Here is a 15983-nt window from a genome sequence, read left to right as displayed (position 1 = left end):
AGTGTTTCGATGAGAACTAAATAAGCGCTGTCCCGTGCTTTCCATGCATGGGAGCTTAATGGCTGATGCCGATTGTTCCGGCTCGTCTATTAATTAATAAAGAGTGCTCTTTCTCATGAACGTTTTTGACGCGATCTCCATCAGGCCCATGCTTCAAAACTTGCCGGAGTCTGACCCCGGTCCGACTGGCTTCGGCGCGAAAGCCAAGCCGACCTACACCACGGATCAGGCCGGCAAGCAGATCTCGCGGGACAACCTGCGGTTTCACGATCGTAACGGCGACAAGAAAGTTGATCTGTCCTACACCGTCGACCCCAGTTTCACCGCGCAGCAGCAACAACGCGTTCGTCAAGCGGTGCAGTCCTGGCAGGATGTTGCCAACATTAACCTCAAGGAGCAGGCAGATGGGGCAGACGGCACGGTAAACATTAAAAACAACCCTCGCGGTGACCGTGGTGTTGCCACATCACCTACACGCTCCAACACCAGCACGACCGCGACGATAGGCACGCTGAAAGCAGGGAGCAGACCTGGCCTGGGCAGCCACTTTTCGGTGACCGCGGTACATGAAATCGGGCACGCCATCGGCCTGCAGCATCCAGGCAACTACAATGGTGGCGGCTCTACCTACAACAGTGGCGCGGTCTATGCCGGGGATACCAAGGCGCGCAGCGTCATGAGCTACTGGTCGGAGAAAAACCAGGCCGGCCACGACTTTCAGTCTTCGAATCCATCCGCTCCAATGATGGACGACATCGCGGCAGCGCAGCGGTTGTATGGGGCCAATCACCAAACCCGCAATACCGACACCACGTATGGTTTCAACTCCAACACCGAGCGGGAGGCGATGACGCTCAAGAGCGCCACGGACAAACCCGTTTTTTGCGTATGGGACGGCGGCGGTGACGATACGTTGGACTTTTCAGGGTTCTCACAGAACCAGAAGATCAACCTCAATGCCGAGTCGTTCTCTGACGTGGGCGGCTTGAAGGGCAATGTCTCGATTGCCAAGGGGTGCACAATTGAAAACGCAACAGGTGGGGCCGGTCGCGACACCCTGATCGGTAACGAGGCGGGCAATCGACTCAAAGGTGGAGCAGGGGCTGATACGTTGCGCGGTGGCGGCGGAGCGGACATGTTTATCTACGACAAGGCCAGTGATTCCACGCCCCAGGATCCTGACTTGATCGAGGACTTTACCAGCGGTACCGATAAGATCGACCTGTCGGGCGCATTGAAAGAAGCCGGGGTGGGCACCCTGGTGTTCACGGACCGATTCACGGGGCGCGCTGGCGAGGCCTTGCTCAAGTACGACGCCGCCACGGGCCGGTCAAGCCTTGAAGTTGACCTGAACGGCAGTGGCAAAGCCGAGTTGTTGATCAACAGTGTTGGCCAGATCAAGTCGACGGATGTGCAGTGGGCGGGGGCGACGCCTGGGTTCAAGCCGGTGCCATTACCCATGCCAAATGTAGTGCCGTCCCCGGCGCCGCCCCCTGCGCCTGATTCGAAAACGACCACGCTTGCAGTGTTGAACGAGATGATCGCCAAGACATTGTCGACGTTGCTGCAGCTATTGAAAGGTCTGCTTCAACAGCCGGGCGCCCCTGGGTAACCGCCAGAGTGAAGGCAGAGTCTGGCCCTGTTTCCAGTGCCTGGCTCTCAGCCATCAGCACCACGTGGTGCAGCAGCCGGATGTGTAGCAGATTGTTTTCATGCCCTGGTTAGGGCGATGGGTAATTGTAGGTTTATATGTCTCCGGTTTTCTTCGTATCGCATATTGAATGCAGAGCTGGCCTGATCTGAAACTTCTGAATATAAATATAGTGCGCTTGAAAAATTGGCGATGTGTTTCTGGCTGTTTGGGTATTTAAATTGAAACGTTCATAGGGGTGACATTCGGTTTTTTCATGTGAGATTTTAAGGCGGCTGTTAAGTGAAACAGTCGCATTGAAAGTCTGTTTCCTGATGAATCAAAGTCTCAACTAAAAGGATGTTGTTTGTATGAGAGTCACTGCTTCTTTTGTTAGTCCGCCTGTATCAAGTCATGAGCTATCTACGTTGAATGCGGCCACTACCAGTGATGGCGCAACCTCAAAAAAAACCTTCACCACGGATGATGCTGCAAAGCAGATCCTGCGAGAGGGTTCGAGGCATTACGATCGTAATGGCGATAACAAAATCGAGCTTTCCTTCACCCTTGACGATCAATTCTCTGTGCAACAGAAAGCGTCCTTGCGCAAAGCCCTGACGTCTTGGCAGGACGTGACAAATATTGTCTTCAAGGAGGGGGCGCCAGGTCCGGATGGTTCAATAACCATCAAGGCCAATCCCGATGACAATGGCGGGGTGTCGGGGCTGCCTAATCGCTGGTACGGTGATATGAGCACTACGGTTGGAACGAAAGGCGCTTCTGATGCCCCACGGCATGGCGATGTTTTTTTATCAACGGCCATACATGAGTTGGGACATGCCCTGGGGCTTGGCCACCCTGGGGACTATGGTGAAAGTGTGCACTCTTATGCAGATGCCCTATACACGCAGGACACCAGAGCCCACAGCGTGATGAGTTACTGGCGAGAAACCAATCATACGGGCCATGACTTCAAATCGCGCGAACCTTCAACGCCAATGAAAGATGATATTGCTGCCGTACAGAAACTCTACGGGGCCAATCTCAGTATTCGGAATACCGATACTACTTATGGCTTTGAATCCAATACTGACCGTGACCACTTCAGCCTTGAGTCCTCGAAGGACGCCCCGATATTTTCGGTATGGGACGGGGGCGGGAATGACACGCTGAACTTTTCGCTATTTTCCCAGAACCAGAAGATCAACCTGAATGCGGAGTCGTTTTCCAATGTGGGTGGCTTGAAGGGTAATGTGTCTATCGCCAAGGGCGTTGTCATTGAAAATGCCACAGGTGGCTCAGGTGACGATGAGCTCATAGGGAATGAGGCCGGCAACCGGCTCAAGGGTGGAGCGGGTTCAGACAGGTTGACAGGCGGCGCAGGCGCGGACGTGTTTGCTTACGATAGAGCGAGTGACTCGACACTCACCAGGCCTGACGAAATCCTGGATTTCACCAGCGGCACAGACAAGATCGACCTTTCGGGCTTATTGAAAAATACCTCAATCAAGCATTTCAACATTGTTGAGCGGTTTACGGGGCGTGCTGGCGAGATTGTCCTGAGCCATGACCCGCGCAGCGGAAACGGTAGTCTGGGTCTTGACACCACTGGCAGGGGCAAAGCGGATTTTCTGATTAAGAGCGTGGGTGGCATTCAGGCCAGTGACATAGTCACTGGCGGGGCATACGAACCTGGAGTTTCCAAGCCGGAGCCCCAACCAGAGCCCAAGCCAGAACCTCAACCGGACCCGAATCCGGACCCTTTTCCTGCTCCGCACGATACTGTCTATGGCTTCAACTCCAACACCGGTGATCCCTTCCTTAGCCTGCATTCCCAGAGTGGCGCTCCCAGGTTCCTGGTGAGGGACAAAGGTGGCGATGACACCCTGGACTTTTCGGGCTTCCGGCAGAACCAGACCATCGACTTGCGCGAGGGCGCAGCCTCCAGCGTAGGCGGCTTGCGCAATAACGTTGGTATAGCCAAAGGTGTCACCGTGGAGAATGCGATTGGCGGCTCAGGCCGTGACACGCTCATAGGCAATACGGTGGATAACGTTCTCACCGGCGGGGCAGGTGGAGATACGCTCTGGGGTGTGGGCGGTAGAAACACGTTCAGGTATGAGAAGGCCAGCGACTCGGCCTATGACGACGCTGACCTGATCATGGATTTCACCAGTGGCCAAGACACAATTGATCTGACGGGTTTAATGACAGAAGTCGGAACGCCCTTGCGGCTGGTGGATAGCTACACGGGCCGTATTGGAGATACCGTCGTCAAATACAACCAGCAGAGCGGGCGTTACTTTGTGGGCATCGACTTACTGGGACGGCGTCAGACAAACTTCCTGCTTAAAAGCACACGCTTGATCCGGCCAGAGGACGTGATCGGTCTGTCTACTCACCTGCGCTGAAAAGCAACGCGCCAGGGCGCTCGCCATCCTCCTGGAGGGGATACCGCCCATAAATCCTTGGGCGGTAATTCCCAATCAGTCAGCAAGCCCTTGACCTCGTCACTCGTCATTTCTGGCGGATGCGGCGTTGGAGCCGTTGATGCGGTTGTAAGGTGGGTCAGGCAGTCGCCACCGCCCCTTGCCGCGAGGCGCTCAAGAAGCGCAACAACGCCACCAGCGGGAATGCGCTGCCCACCAGCATCACCCCCAACCAGCCGCCGTGTTCGTACACGCTGCTGGCAATCGCCGAGCCGAAGGCGCCGCCGATGAAGATGCTGGTCATGTACAGCGCGTTCAGTCGGCTACGGCTGTTGGCGTCGAGGGCGTAGATGGCGCGTTGGCCAAGGACCATGTTCATCTGCACGCAGAAGTCCAGGACCACGCCGGTCACCGCCAGGCCGATCACGCTGTACAGCGGGTGCACGAAGGCCGGCAGGAAGCTCAGTGCGGCAAACAGCATCGCCAGCAGCGAAGCGCGGTGGGTGTGGCCGGCATCCGCCAGGCGCCCGGCGATGGGTGCAGCGATGGCGCCCAGGGCGCCGACCAGGGCAAACAGGGCGATCTGGCTTTGGCTCAGGCCGTGGTTGCGGGACAGTTCCAGCGGGGCGGCGGTCCAGAACAGGCTGAAGGTGGCGAACATGCAGCCCTGGTAAAACGCGCGCTGGCGCAGCACCGGCTGGCGGCGCAGCAAGGTGCCCAGCGAGGCGAGCAGCTGGCCATAGCTGGCCGCGTGATCCGGTTGGCGCTTGGGGATGGTCAGCATCAGCACCACGCTGATAAACGCCATCAGTGCCGCAGCGGCCATGAACATGGCGCGCCAGCCGAAGTGGTCGGCCACCACGCTGGACACCGGTCGCGCCAGCAGGATACCCAGCAGCAAGCCGCCCATGATGCTGCCGACCACCCGGCCACGGGATTCAGCCGGCGCCAGGTGCGCCGCCAGCGGAATCAGGATCTGTACCGACACCGAGCTGAAGCCGATCAGCAGCGACACCAGCAGGAACAGGTTCGGCTGTTCGGTGAACGCCGCACCCAGCAGGCTGGCGATGGCCACCACGGTGGTGATAATCATCAGCCGGCGGTTTTCCAGCAGGTCGCCCAACGGCACCAGGAAGAACAGGCCCAGGGCATAGCCGATCTGGGTCAGGGACACGATCAGGCTGGCCATGGCCGGCGTGAGGCCGATGTCCGGGGCGATCAGCTCGATGATCGGTTGCGCGTAGTAGATGTTGGCGACGATGGCGCCGCAACAGAACGCAAACAGCATCACCATGCCTCGGGTCATCGTGCTTGTAGCGGGGGGCGTGGCGTTCATGGCGTTCTCATAAAAGCGAAGGATTGTGGCGAGCGAGGATAAAGACTGGCCCCGGGCGCGAGTAGCCTGTCTGTGGTGATAACACTCATGCCGGGAATTAATGACTGAAACGTTAACTTTCGCGCTGAAGGTCGATGATACATTCAGTCACAACTGCATAAACAGGAAATCGACTGCCATGAAGACGACATTCAACAAGATGCTCCTGGCCTCCAGCCTGGCCGCGCTGATGACCGTGGGCGTTGCCCAGGCCGCAGATGCCCCGCGTGTCGGCGTGCGGGGTGCGATTACCGCGATGGACGGCGACGCGATGCACGTCAAGGTCAACAGCGGTGAAGACGTCACCGTGCACCTGACCAAGGACACGCAGGTGCGTGCGGTCACCCTGGCAAAAATCGAAGACATCAAGCCCGGCAGTTACATCGGTTCGGCGGCCATGCCCAACGCGGATGGCACCCTGACGGCGCTGGAAGTGCATGTATTCCCACCGGCGATGGCCGGTACAGGCGATGGGCACCGTGCGTTCGACCTGAAGGAAGGCAGCAGCATGACCAACGGCACCGTGGGTGACCTGGTGGTGAGCGATGGCCGCACGTTGACCGTCAAGTACAAGGGCGGCGAGCAGAAGATCGTGGTGCCGGATGATGTGCCGATCGTCAACCTGGAGCCGGGTGATCGCAGCTTGCTGAAGCCTGGGGTGAAGGTGGTGATGTTTGCGGCGAAGGGCGCGGACGGGAGCGTGACGGCCCAGGCGATTTCCGCGGGTAAGGATGGCGTGACACCGCCGATGTAACGGCTGTAGATAGATCGTTCCCACGCTCCGCGTGGGAATACATCCAGTGACGCTCTGCGTCCCCAGCACGGTCCAGGTCTTGCGGCGCGACCTGGACGCGGAGCGTCCTATGATGCATTCCCACGCGGAGCGTGGGAACGATCAGCGCGTGGGAACGATCAGCGATCAGGGTGCGGATTACTGCCCGGAGTAGATCTGGTCAAAAACCCCGCCATCATTGAAGTGGGTCTTCTGCACGGTGCGCCAGTCGCCAAAGGTCTTCTCTACCGATAGGAAGTCGACTTTCGGGAAACGGTCGGTGTACTTGGCCAGCACTTTCGGGTCACGTGGACGCAGGTAGTTGTTGGCGGCAATTTCCTGGCCTTCCGGCGACCACAGGTACTTCAGGTATTCCTCGGCAGCCACTTTGGTGCCTTTTTTCTCGACCACTTTGTCGACGATCGACACTGGCGGCTCAGCTTCTGCGGAAACGCTCGGGTAGATCACTTCGAACTGATCACGGCCGAATTCACGGGCGATCATTTCTGCTTCGTTCTCAAAGGTCACCAGCACGTCGCCGATCTGGTTGGTCATGAACGTGGTGGTAGCGGCACGGCCACCGGTGTCCAGCACGGGCGCGTGCTTGAACAGGTCACCCACGAACTTCTTGGCCTTCTCTTCGTCGCCACCGTTTTTCAGCACATAACCCCAGGCCGAGAGGTAGGTGTAACGGCCGTTACCGGAGGTCTTCGGGTTCGGCACGATGACTTGCACGCCATCCTTGAGCAGGTCCGGCCAGTCTTTCAGGGCTTTCGGGTTGCCTTTGCGCACGATGAACACCGTGGCCGAAGTGAACGGCGCACTGTTGTTCGGCAGGCGGGTAACCCAGTTGTCCGGCACCAGTTTGCCGTTGTCCGCCAGGGCGTTGATGTCGGTGGCCATGTTCATGGTGATCACGTCAGCCGGCAGGCCGTCGATCACCGAGCGCGCTTGTTTGCTCGAACCACCGAAGGACATCTGCAGGGTCAGCTTGTCGTTTGGATGCTCGGCGGCCCAGTGCTTCTGGAAGGCGGCGTTGTAGTCCTTGTAGAAGTCACGCATCACGTCATAGGAGACGTTGAGCAGGGTGACCGGGGCGGCCTGGACGACGCCAGCCAGTGCGAGGCCGGCGGCCAGGAGAGAGGCACTAACGAGTTTTTTCACTGCTCATTCCTTGTTGTTCGAGAAGGTTTTTGAAACGCATGGGGGCAATATGCCAGCGACTATAACGGGGGGGCGCATAGTCGCTTAAAGATTAAAAAGAACTTTGCTTATTCCAGTTTCTTGAAAAGCGCGCTGCCACACCGTGAGCAAAACGCTGCATTGGGCTCATGGCTGTTTTTCTTGCACACCGGGCAATCCGTTTGCAATTGCTCACCTCGCATGGCGTTGGCCAGTTCGGCGGTGAAGATCCCGGTGGGCACCGCGATGATCGAATAACCGGTGATCATCACCAGCGACGAAATCACCTGGCCCAGCGGGGTCTTCGGCACGATATCGCCAAAGCCCACGGTGGTCAGGGTGACGATCGCCCAATAGATGCCCTTGGGAATGCTGGTAAAGCCGTGTTCCGGGCCTTCGATCACGTACATCAAGGTGCCGAACACCGTGACCAGGGTGCAGACGCTGACCAGAAACACCACGATCTTCTGCTTGCTGCCCCGCAGCGCCGACATCAGGTAGTTGGCCTGCTTGAGGTACGGGCCGAGCTTGAGCACGCGGAAAATCCGCAGCATCCGGATGATTCGGATAATCAGCAGGTACTGCGCGTCGCTGTAGTACAGCGCGAGGATCCCGGGCACGATCGCCAGCAAATCCACCAGCCCATAAAAGCTGAAGGCATAGCGCAACGGCTTGGGCGAGCAGTACAGCCGCAGGCCGTACTCGATGGCGAAGATGATGGTGAAGCCCCACTCGATATAGGCCAGCACGTTGGCGTAGTTGTCGTGGACCTCCTGGATGCTGTCGAGGATCACGATCACCAGGCTGGCCAGGATGATCAGCAACAGGGTGCTGTCGAAGCGTCGGCCGGCCGGGGTGTCACTTTGGAAAACCATGACGTAGAGACGCTCACGCCAGTGCTTGTTGCTGTCCATGGAAGTCGCCTGAATCGAAGATCAGCGAAGCCTAGGGGGATTCGAAGGGGCTGTCCATGCGGGTTTTCTGCATCACCCGCTGACTGGCGCGCACCAGCCAGGTGGCGAGGATAAACGGCGCGGTCAGCGCGGGCAGGTTCAGGCCGGTGAAGCCGGGCGTGAGGATGATCGCCAGCAGGATGCCGATCAGCGGCAGCCAGGGTTGGCGACGATACTGGCTGAGGGCCAGGGCGGCCAGCGCCGGGTTATAGCTGTGCAGGCCGAGCAGGGCGCTGGCGGGCTCGTCCATCAACAGGGCGATCAACACGCCGAGGCTCGCGCCGGTCAGCGCCCACAAGGCCGCGCGGCGGCTGGCTATTAAAAGGCCGAGGGCGATCAGCAGGCCGGCGAGGGGTTGGTCCATCAGGATGACTTGGGCCAGACCTGTGAACGGCGCGCAGATTAGCGCCCAGGTGCCGGGTTCGCTGGCGGCAAATGCGGCGGGCGCGGTGGTGCCCAGCAGCAGCCAGCCGAGTACCACAAACGGTGCGGTGTAGGCGGGCAGGTCATCGGGGTTGGCGGCGCGTTTGAGCCACTGGCGAGTGAGGATTGCGCTGAGGCCACCGCAGGCGAGAATCAACGGCGGCAGCAGTGCCGACCAGCTGAAGTGCTGGCTGATCAGCAAGCCGAGCAGCACGCCGTTGTAGCTATAGAGACCGGCCTGGCGTTCGGCCTTGGGATAGCCGCGGCGTTGGGCGGTCAGCAAGCCGGCGACACCGCCCAGCAGCGCGCCGCCGAGCAGGGCCGGGGCGCCGACCAGGATCGCCAGCAGGCAGAGCAGGCCACACAGCGGGTAGCGCTGCAGGAATATCTGGCTGAAGCCGTTGAGCAGGGCTTCGGCCCAGTCGGGGCAGGGTTGGTTGGGCATGATCAATAATCTGCAGGAAAGCGCCGAATCTTGTGGCGAGGGAGCTTGCTCCCGCTGGGGCGCGCAGCGGCCCCAAAAGATGGGCCTGCTGCGCAGTCCAGCGGGAGCAAGCTCCCTCGCCACAGGGGATTAGATCAATGTCTCGATCCGCAACGAGTTGGTCGACCCCGGCTGCCCGAACGGCACCCCCGCGGTAATCACCAACGTATCCCCACGCTCCGCCATACCCTGTGCCTGGGCAATCTCCAACGCCGTGGAACACACCTCATCCACCTGCCGCAGCCGATCGTTCACCACCGAATGCACGCCCCACGCCACGCTCAAGCGTCGCGCCGTCGACAGGTTCGGTGTCAGGTTCAGAATCGGCACCGCCGGCCGTTCCCGCGCCGCCCGCAAGGTGGAACTGCCCGACTCGCTGTAGTTCACCAGCACTGCCACCGGTAGGATGCTGCTGATACGGCGGATCGCACAGCTGATGGCGTCCGACACCGTGGCATCCGCCTTGGGCCGGCTGACGTCCAGCTGGGTCTGGTAATCCGGGCCATTTTCCACCTGGCGAATGATCTTGCTCATCATCAGCACGGCCTCCAACGGGTATTCACCGGAAGCGGTTTCCGCCGACAGCATCACCGCGTCCGCCCCTTCCGCCACTGCGTTGGCCACGTCGGTGACCTCGGCACGGGTCGGCGCCGGGGAGAAGCGCATGGATTCAAGCATCTGCGTGGCCACCACCACCGGTTTACCCAACTGGCGGCACACACCAATGATGTCCTTCTGGATTTGCGGCACGCTTTCCGCCGGCACTTCCACCCCCAGGTCCCCTCTGGCGACCATGATCGCGTCGCTCAGCTCGGCGATTTCCTGCAGGCGCTGCACCGCCGAGGGCTTCTCGATCTTGGCCATCAGGAACGCCTTGTCGCCGATCAACTCGCGGGCTTCACGGATGTCTTCCGGGCGTTGCACAAACGACAGCGCCACCCAGTCCACTCCCAGCTCCAGGCCGAAGCTCAGGTCGCGGCGGTCCTTGGCGGTCAGCGGGCTGAGCTCCAGCAATGCCTGGGGTACGTTCACGCCTTTACGGTCCGACAGTTCGCCGCCATTGAGCACGGTGGTGTCGATGGCATCGGCGTGCTTGGTGATCACCCGCAGGCGCAGCTTGCCGTCGTCCAGCAGCAGGTCCATGCCGGGCTGCAGGGCCGCGATGATTTCCGGGTGGGGCAGGTTGACCCGCCGCTGGTCACCGGGTGTCGGGTCCAGGTCCAGGCGCAGGGCCTGGCCGCGAATCAGTTGCACTTTTCCTTCGGCAAAACGCCCCACCCGCAGCTTCGGCCCTTGCAGGTCCATCAGGATGCCGAGGGGATAATTGAGCTGGCGCTCCACCTGGCGAATCCACTGGTAGCGTTGGGCGTGGTCGGCATGATCGCCATGGCTGAAGTTCAGGCGAAAGATATTCACCCCGGCTTCCACCAGCTCGCGAATGTCGTCGATGCTGTCGGTGGCCGGGCCCAGCGTGGCGAGGATCTTGACCTTCTTGTCAGGCGTCATGTTCAGGGGACTCTCTTTCAGGACTTTCAAGAATCAGAATGGCGCGGAAATCGTTGACGTTGGTGCGGGTCGGCTCGGTGATGATCAAGCCGTCGAGGGCCGCGAAGTAGCCGTAGCCATTGTTGTTGTCCAGCTCGTCACTGGCGCTCAAGCCCAGGGCTTCGGCGCGGGCGTAGCTGGTGGGCGTCATGATCGCGCCGGCGTTGTCTTCCGAGCCGTCGATGCCGTCGGTGTCACCCGCCAGGGCGTAGACGCCGGGCAGGCCCTTGAGGCTGTCGGTGAGGCTCAGCAGGAATTCGGCGTTGCGTCCGCCACGGCCATTGCCGCGTACGGTGACGGTGGTTTCGCCGCCGGAGAGGATCACGCAAGGCGCCGCCAGGGGTTGGCCGTGCTGGATGATTTGCCGGGCGATACCGGCGTGCACCTTGGCCACGTCCCGCGCTTCGCCTTCCAGGTCGCCGAGGATCAGCGGGCTGAAACCGGCCTGGCGGACTTTCACCGCCACCGCTTCCAGGGATTGCTGCGGGCGGGCGATCAGTTGGAAATGGCTGCGGGCCAGCACCGGGTCCCCGGGCTTGACAGTTTCCGACTCCGGGCTTTGCAGCCAGGTGCGCACCGACGCCGGGATTTCAATCTGGTAGCGCTTGAGAATCGCCAGCGCCTGTTGCGAGGTACTGGGGTCGCCAACAGTGGGGCCGGAAGCGATGACCGTGGCCTGGTCGCCCGGTACATCGGAAATCGCGTAGGTGTAGACGGTGGCAGGCCAGCTTGCCTTGGCCAGGCGCCCGCCCTTGATCGCCGAGAGGTGCTTGCGCACGCAGTTCATCTCGCCAATGGTGGCGCCGGATTTGAGCAGGGCCTTGTTGATCGCTTGCTTGTCCGCCAGGGTGATGCCGGCGGCCGGAAGGGCAAGCAGTGCAGAGCCGCCGCCGGAGAGCAGGAAGATCACGCGGTCGTCTTCGCCCAGGTTGCTGATCAGCTCCAGCACACGCTTGGCCACGGCCTGGCCTGCGGCATCCGGCACCGGGTGCGCGGCTTCGACGACCTCGATTTTCTTGCAGGGTGCGCCGTGGCCGTAGCGGGTGACCACCAGGCCCGAGACTTCGCCTTGCCAGCAGTTTTCCACCACCAGCGCCATGGCGGCGGCGGCTTTGCCGGCACCGATCACGATGACCCGGCCGCTGCGGTCGGCGGGCAGATAGGGTTCGAGGACTTGCCGGGGGTGGGCGGCGTCGATGGCTGTGGCAAACAGCTCGCGAAGCAGGTGTTGCGGATCGACCGACATAAGCGGGCTCCCGGGGATTCTTGTTATTAGGGGTGCATCAAATTCGATGTGAAATGCGGTCAAAAATGTGGGAGCGGGCTTGCTCGCGAAAGCGGTCTACCATTCGACATCCATGCTGACTGATACACCGCTTTCGCGAGCAAGCCCGCTCCCACATTCGATCGCATTTCAACGGGCGTTATTTATCGCGAATCGAAAAATTCGCCATATGTTCCAGGCCCTTGATCAGCGCCGAGTGGTCCCAGTTGCCGCCACCGATGGCGGTGCAAGTGCTGAACACCTGCTGCGTGCCGGCGGTGTTCGGCAGGTTGATCCCCAGCTCCTTGGCACCGGCCAGGGCCAGGTTCAGATCCTTCTGGTGCAGGTTGATGCGGAAGCCCGGATCGAAGGTGCCCTTGATCATGCGCTCGCCATGCACTTCGAGGATTTTCGACGAGGCAAACCCCCCCATCAGTGCTTCACGCACCTTGGCCGGGTCGGCGCCGTTCTTCGAGGCGAACAGCAGCGCTTCCGCCACCGCCTGGATGTTCAACGCAACGATGATCTGGTTGGCCACCTTGGCGGTCTGGCCATCGCCATTGCCGCCCACCAGGGTGATGTTCTTGCCCATGGCCTGGAACAGCGGCAGGGCGCGTTCGAAGGTGTGCGGGTCGCCGCCGATCATGATGCTCAGGGTGCCGGCCTTGGCACCGACTTCACCACCGGACACCGGGGCGTCGAGGTAACGTGCGCCGGTCTCGTTGATCTTCGCGGCGAAGGCCTTGGTGGCGGTGGGCGAGATCGAACTCATGTCGATCACCACTTTGTTCGGCCCAAGGCCTGCGGCGACGCCGTCGGCGCGGAACAGCACATCGTCGACCTGCGGGGTGTCGGGCACCATGACGATGATGAATTCGGCTTCCTGGGCCACTTGCTGCGGGTTGGCCAGGGCCACCGCACCAGCGCTGATCAGTTCAGCCGGCGCCTTGCCGTGATGCTCGGAAAGAAACAGTTGGTGACCGGCCTTTTGCAGGTTGGCAGCCATGGGTTGGCCCATGATGCCGGTGCCGATAAATCCGATTTTAGCCATGACGAAAATCCTCTTATTGTTAGGTGTGCAGGCCTGGCGCGGCCTGCTAAACACAGGAGATCCACTGTGGGAGCGGGCTTGCTCGCGAATGGGGGCCGACATTCAGCATTGATGTCGACTGATCCACCGCTTTCGCGAGCAAGCCCGCTCCCACATTGGGTGCTGTGTTTGTTCAGTTAGATCGCGTTGTGGCTTTTGAGCCAACCCAAACCCGCCTCGGTGGTGGTCAACGGTTTGTACTCACAGCCGACCCAACCCTGATAACCGATGCGGTCCAAATGTTCGAACAGGAAGCGGTAGTTGATCTCACCGGTCCCCGGCTCGTTGCGCCCCGGGTTGTCCGCCAGCTGGATGTGGTTGATCTCACCCAGGTGCGCAGCCATGGTGCGGGCCAGGTCGCCTTCCATGATTTGCATGTGATAGATGTCGTATTGCAGGAACAGGTTGGCACTGCCCACCTGCTCGCGAATCGACAGGGCCTGCGCCGTGTTGTTCAGGTAGAAACCCGGGATGTCGCGGGTGTTGATCATCTCCATCACAAGCCGGATGCCCACCGCCTGCAACTTGTCGGCGGCGTACTTGAGGTTGGCGACGAAGGTTTTTTCAAGCGTCGCGTCATCCACGCCGGCAGGACGAATCCCCGCCAGGCAGTTGACCTGGGTATTGCCCAGCACCTGGGCGTAGGCGATGGCCAGGTTGACCCCGGCACGGAACTCCTCGACCCGGTCCGGGTGGCAGGCCAGGCCGCGTTCGCCCTTGGCCCAGTCACCGGCCGGCAGGTTGAACAGCACTTGGGTCAGGCCGTGGGCATCGAGTTGCGCCTTGATTTCAGCTGAGCTGAATTCATAGGGAAACAGGTATTCCACACCACTGAACCCCGCGTCGGCGGCGGCTTTGAAACGGGCAAGAAAGTCCTGTTCGGTAAACAGCATGGACAGGTTGGCGGCAAAACGCGGCATGGGGTTCTCCTTAATCGAGCAGTGAAATGGCAGTCGGCGCGTCGTTGCCCACCAGTGCCAGATCTTCGAATTCGTTGACGGCGTTGATCTCGGTGCCCATGGAAATATTGGTCACCCGCTCCAGAATAATCTCAACGATCACCGGAACCTTGAATTCTTCGATCATTTCCTGAGCCTTGCGCAGTGCCGGCTGGATCTGGCCCGGCTCGAACACCCGCAGGGCCTTGCAACCCAGGCCTTCGGCGACGGCCACGTGGTCGACGCCGTAACCGTTGAGTTCCGGTGCGTTGAGGTTGTCGAAGGACAGCTGCACGCAGTAGTCCATTTCAAACCCGCGCTGGGCCTGGCGGATCAGCCCCAGGTAGGAGTTGTTCACCACCACGTGGATGTACGGCAGCTTGAACTGTGCGCCCACGGCCAGCTCTTCGATCATGAACTGGAAGTCATAGTCGCCGGACAGTGCCACGACGTTGCGGGTCGGGTCCGCCTTGACCACACCCAGTGCCGCCGGAATGGTCCAGCCGAGCGGGCCGGCCTGGCCGCAGTTGATCCAGTGGCGTGGTTTGTAGACGTGCAGGAACTGCGCGCCGGCAATCTGCGACAGGCCGATGGTGCTGACGTAGCAGGTGTCTTTGCCGAACACCTGGTTCATCTCTTCGTACACCCGTTGCGGCTTGACCGGCACGTTGTCGAAGTGGGTCTTGCGGTGCAGGGTGGCCTTGCGCTGCTGGCAATCGTGGAGCCAGGCGCTGCGGTCCTTGAGCTTGCCGGCGGCTTTCCACTCGCGGGCCACTTCAATGAACATGGTCAATGCAGAGCCGGCGTCGGAAACGATGCCCAGGTCCGGGGTGAACACGCGGCCGATTTGCGTCGGCTCGATGTCCACGTGAATGAATTTTCGGCCCTCGGTGTACACCTCCACCGAACCGGTGTGACGGTTGGCCCAGCGGTTACCGATGCCCAGCACCACGTCCGATTTCAACATCGTGGCGTTGCCATAACGGTGGGACGTTTGCAGGCCGACCATGCCCACCATCTGCGGGTGATCGTCCGGGATCGTGCCCCAGCCCATCAGGGTCGGGATCACCGGGATGCCGGTCAACTCGGCGAACTCCACCAGCAGTTCGCTGGCGTCGGCGTTGATCACGCCACCACCGCTCACCAGCAATGGGCGCTCGGCCTGGTCCAGCAGGGCCAGGGCTTTTTCCACCTGGATGCGGGTCGCCAAAGGCTTGGCCAGGGGCAGTGGTTGGTAGGCGTCGATATCGAATTCGATCTCGGCCATTTGTACGTCGAATGGCAGGTCGATCAGCACCGGGCCCGGGCGGCCGGAGCGCATTTCATAGAAGGCCTTCTGGAAGGCATACGGCACCTGGCCGGGTTCCAGGACGGTGGTCGCCCACTTGGTCACCGGCTTGACGATGCTGGTGATGTCGACAGCCTGGAAGTCTTCCTTGTGCATGCGTGCCCGTGGCGCCTGGCCGGTGATGCACAGGATCGGGATCGAGTCCGCCGAGGCGCTGTACAGGCCGGTAACCATGTCGGTGCCCGCCGGGCCCGAGGTGCCGATGCACACGCCGATATTGCCGGCCTTGGTGCGGGTGTAGCCCTCGGCCATGTGCGAGGCGCCTTCAACGTGGCGAGCAAGGACGTGATCGATGCCACCGACCTTCTGCAAGGCCGAATACAGCGGGTTGATCGCGGCGCCCGGGATACCGAAGGCGGTGTCGACCCCTTCACGGCGCATCACCAGGACAGCGGCTTCGATTGCTCTCATTTTGCTCATGGTTTTGGTGCCTCTTGCGTTTTGTAATTGTATACAAGTGATGTTGGTCCGAAGTGTATTCACGGCGAGCGGGGCAGGTCAATCCATTTTCTTGGGTGGCCTTTACGTTCGTCGGAAGGCTTATGGACGG

At 60.7% G+C, this 15983-nt stretch carries 12 protein-coding genes; 3 read left to right on the top strand and 9 right to left on the bottom strand.

Features of this window, described 5'->3' with window-relative positions:
* Positions 1-115 precede the first annotated feature (115 nt).
* Together HX801_RS28870 and HX801_RS28865 are read left to right on the top strand one after the other, a co-directional pair.
* A complete protein-coding gene (locus HX801_RS28870; protein ID WP_177008370.1) occupies positions 116-1612 on the top strand; it encodes a M10 family metallopeptidase C-terminal domain-containing protein in 1497 nt (498 codons plus the stop codon).
* Positions 1613-2001: 389 nt separating this feature from the next.
* Positions 2002-4041 (top strand): M10 family metallopeptidase C-terminal domain-containing protein, encoded by a 2040-nt coding sequence (locus tag HX801_RS28865; protein WP_177023209.1) that lies wholly within the window; start codon positions 2002-2004, stop codon positions 4039-4041.
* Positions 4042-4198: 157 nt separating this feature from the next.
* Here HX801_RS28865 and HX801_RS28860 read toward each other — a convergent pair whose 3' ends face one another.
* Positions 4199-5395 carry an MFS transporter gene (locus HX801_RS28860; protein ID WP_032899318.1) on the bottom strand — a complete coding sequence of 399 codons (1197 nt, stop codon included), beginning with the start codon at positions 5393-5395 and terminating at the stop codon, positions 4199-4201.
* 178 nt (positions 5396-5573) lie between these two features.
* On the opposite strand from HX801_RS28860, the gene HX801_RS28855 reads away from it, so the two are divergent.
* Entirely contained in the window at positions 5574-6188 is a 615-nt protein-coding gene (locus HX801_RS28855; protein WP_003210601.1) for a DUF5666 domain-containing protein, read from the top strand.
* Between the two features lie 177 nt (positions 6189-6365).
* Here HX801_RS28855 and HX801_RS28850 read toward each other — a convergent pair whose 3' ends face one another.
* The 8 genes from HX801_RS28850 to gcl form a co-directional block, all read right to left on the bottom strand.
* Positions 6366-7370 (bottom strand): sulfate ABC transporter substrate-binding protein, encoded by a 1005-nt coding sequence (locus tag HX801_RS28850; RefSeq protein ID WP_003210600.1) that lies wholly within the window; start codon positions 7368-7370, stop codon positions 6366-6368.
* 107 nt (positions 7371-7477) lie between these two features.
* A complete protein-coding gene (locus HX801_RS28845) occupies positions 7478-8302 on the bottom strand; it encodes an ion transporter (protein ID WP_177008368.1) in 825 nt (274 codons plus the stop codon).
* 31 nt (positions 8303-8333) lie between these two features.
* The gene (locus HX801_RS28840; RefSeq protein ID WP_177023208.1) at positions 8334-9209 is read right to left on the bottom strand and encodes an urea transporter; all 876 of its coding nucleotides are present in this window, start codon (positions 9207-9209) and stop codon (positions 8334-8336) included.
* Positions 9210-9338: 129 nt separating this feature from the next.
* Positions 9339-10754, bottom strand: coding sequence for a pyruvate kinase (gene pyk / locus HX801_RS28835; protein ID WP_003210597.1), 1416 nt, complete (start codon positions 10752-10754; stop codon positions 9339-9341).
* Positions 10744-12039 carry a glycerate kinase gene (locus HX801_RS28830; RefSeq protein WP_003210596.1) on the bottom strand — a complete coding sequence of 432 codons (1296 nt, stop codon included), beginning with the start codon at positions 12037-12039 and terminating at the stop codon, positions 10744-10746. The genes pyk and HX801_RS28830 overlap by 11 nt, the downstream gene beginning before the upstream one ends.
* A 178-nt stretch (positions 12040-12217) precedes the next feature.
* Positions 12218-13108: a 2-hydroxy-3-oxopropionate reductase gene (locus tag HX801_RS28825; RefSeq protein ID WP_003210595.1), complete on the bottom strand. Its 891-nt coding sequence runs from the start codon at positions 13106-13108 to the stop codon at positions 12218-12220.
* A 176-nt stretch (positions 13109-13284) separates the two neighbouring features.
* Entirely contained in the window at positions 13285-14067 is a 783-nt protein-coding gene (hyi, locus tag HX801_RS28820; protein WP_008432625.1) for a hydroxypyruvate isomerase, read from the bottom strand.
* Positions 14068-14077: 10 nt separating this feature from the next.
* Positions 14078-15853, bottom strand: coding sequence for a glyoxylate carboligase (gcl, locus tag HX801_RS28815; protein WP_003210593.1), 1776 nt, complete (start codon positions 15851-15853; stop codon positions 14078-14080).
* Positions 15854-15983 lie beyond the last annotated feature (130 nt).

Source organism: Pseudomonas sp. G1002 (assembly GCF_013385455.1).
Classification (GTDB): Bacteria; Pseudomonadota; Gammaproteobacteria; order Pseudomonadales; family Pseudomonadaceae; genus Aquipseudomonas.
The sequence above is the reverse complement of the archived record's forward strand: the minus strand, read 5'-3'. Positions and strand labels throughout refer to the sequence as shown.

What these genes read in the sequence shown, in the direction of transcription:
- HX801_RS28870 (WP_177008370.1), top strand. Translation starts at nt 116, where the DNA reads ATGAACGTTTTTGACGCGATCTCCATCAGGCCCATGCTTCAAAACTTG.
- HX801_RS28865 (WP_177023209.1), top strand. Translation starts at nt 2,002, where the DNA reads ATGAGAGTCACTGCTTCTTTTGTTAGTCCGCCTGTATCAAGTCATGAG.
- HX801_RS28860 (WP_032899318.1), bottom strand. Translation starts at nt 5,395, where the DNA reads ATGAACGCCACGCCCCCCGCTACAAGCACGATGACCCGAGGCATGGTG.
- HX801_RS28855 (WP_003210601.1), top strand. Translation starts at nt 5,574, where the DNA reads ATGAAGACGACATTCAACAAGATGCTCCTGGCCTCCAGCCTGGCCGCG.
- HX801_RS28845 (WP_177008368.1), bottom strand. Translation starts at nt 8,302, where the DNA reads ATGGACAGCAACAAGCACTGGCGTGAGCGTCTCTACGTCATGGTTTTC.
- HX801_RS28840 (WP_177023208.1), bottom strand. Translation starts at nt 9,209, where the DNA reads ATGCCCAACCAACCCTGCCCCGACTGGGCCGAAGCCCTGCTCAACGGC.
- pyk (WP_003210597.1), bottom strand. Translation starts at nt 10,754, where the DNA reads ATGACGCCTGACAAGAAGGTCAAGATCCTCGCCACGCTGGGCCCGGCC.
- HX801_RS28830 (WP_003210596.1), bottom strand. Translation starts at nt 12,039, where the DNA reads ATGTCGGTCGATCCGCAACACCTGCTTCGCGAGCTGTTTGCCACAGCC.
- HX801_RS28825 (WP_003210595.1), bottom strand. Translation starts at nt 13,108, where the DNA reads ATGGCTAAAATCGGATTTATCGGCACCGGCATCATGGGCCAACCCATG.
- hyi (WP_008432625.1), bottom strand. Translation starts at nt 14,067, where the DNA reads ATGCCGCGTTTTGCCGCCAACCTGTCCATGCTGTTTACCGAACAGGAC.
- gcl (WP_003210593.1), bottom strand. Translation starts at nt 15,853, where the DNA reads ATGAGCAAAATGAGAGCAATCGAAGCCGCTGTCCTGGTGATGCGCCGT.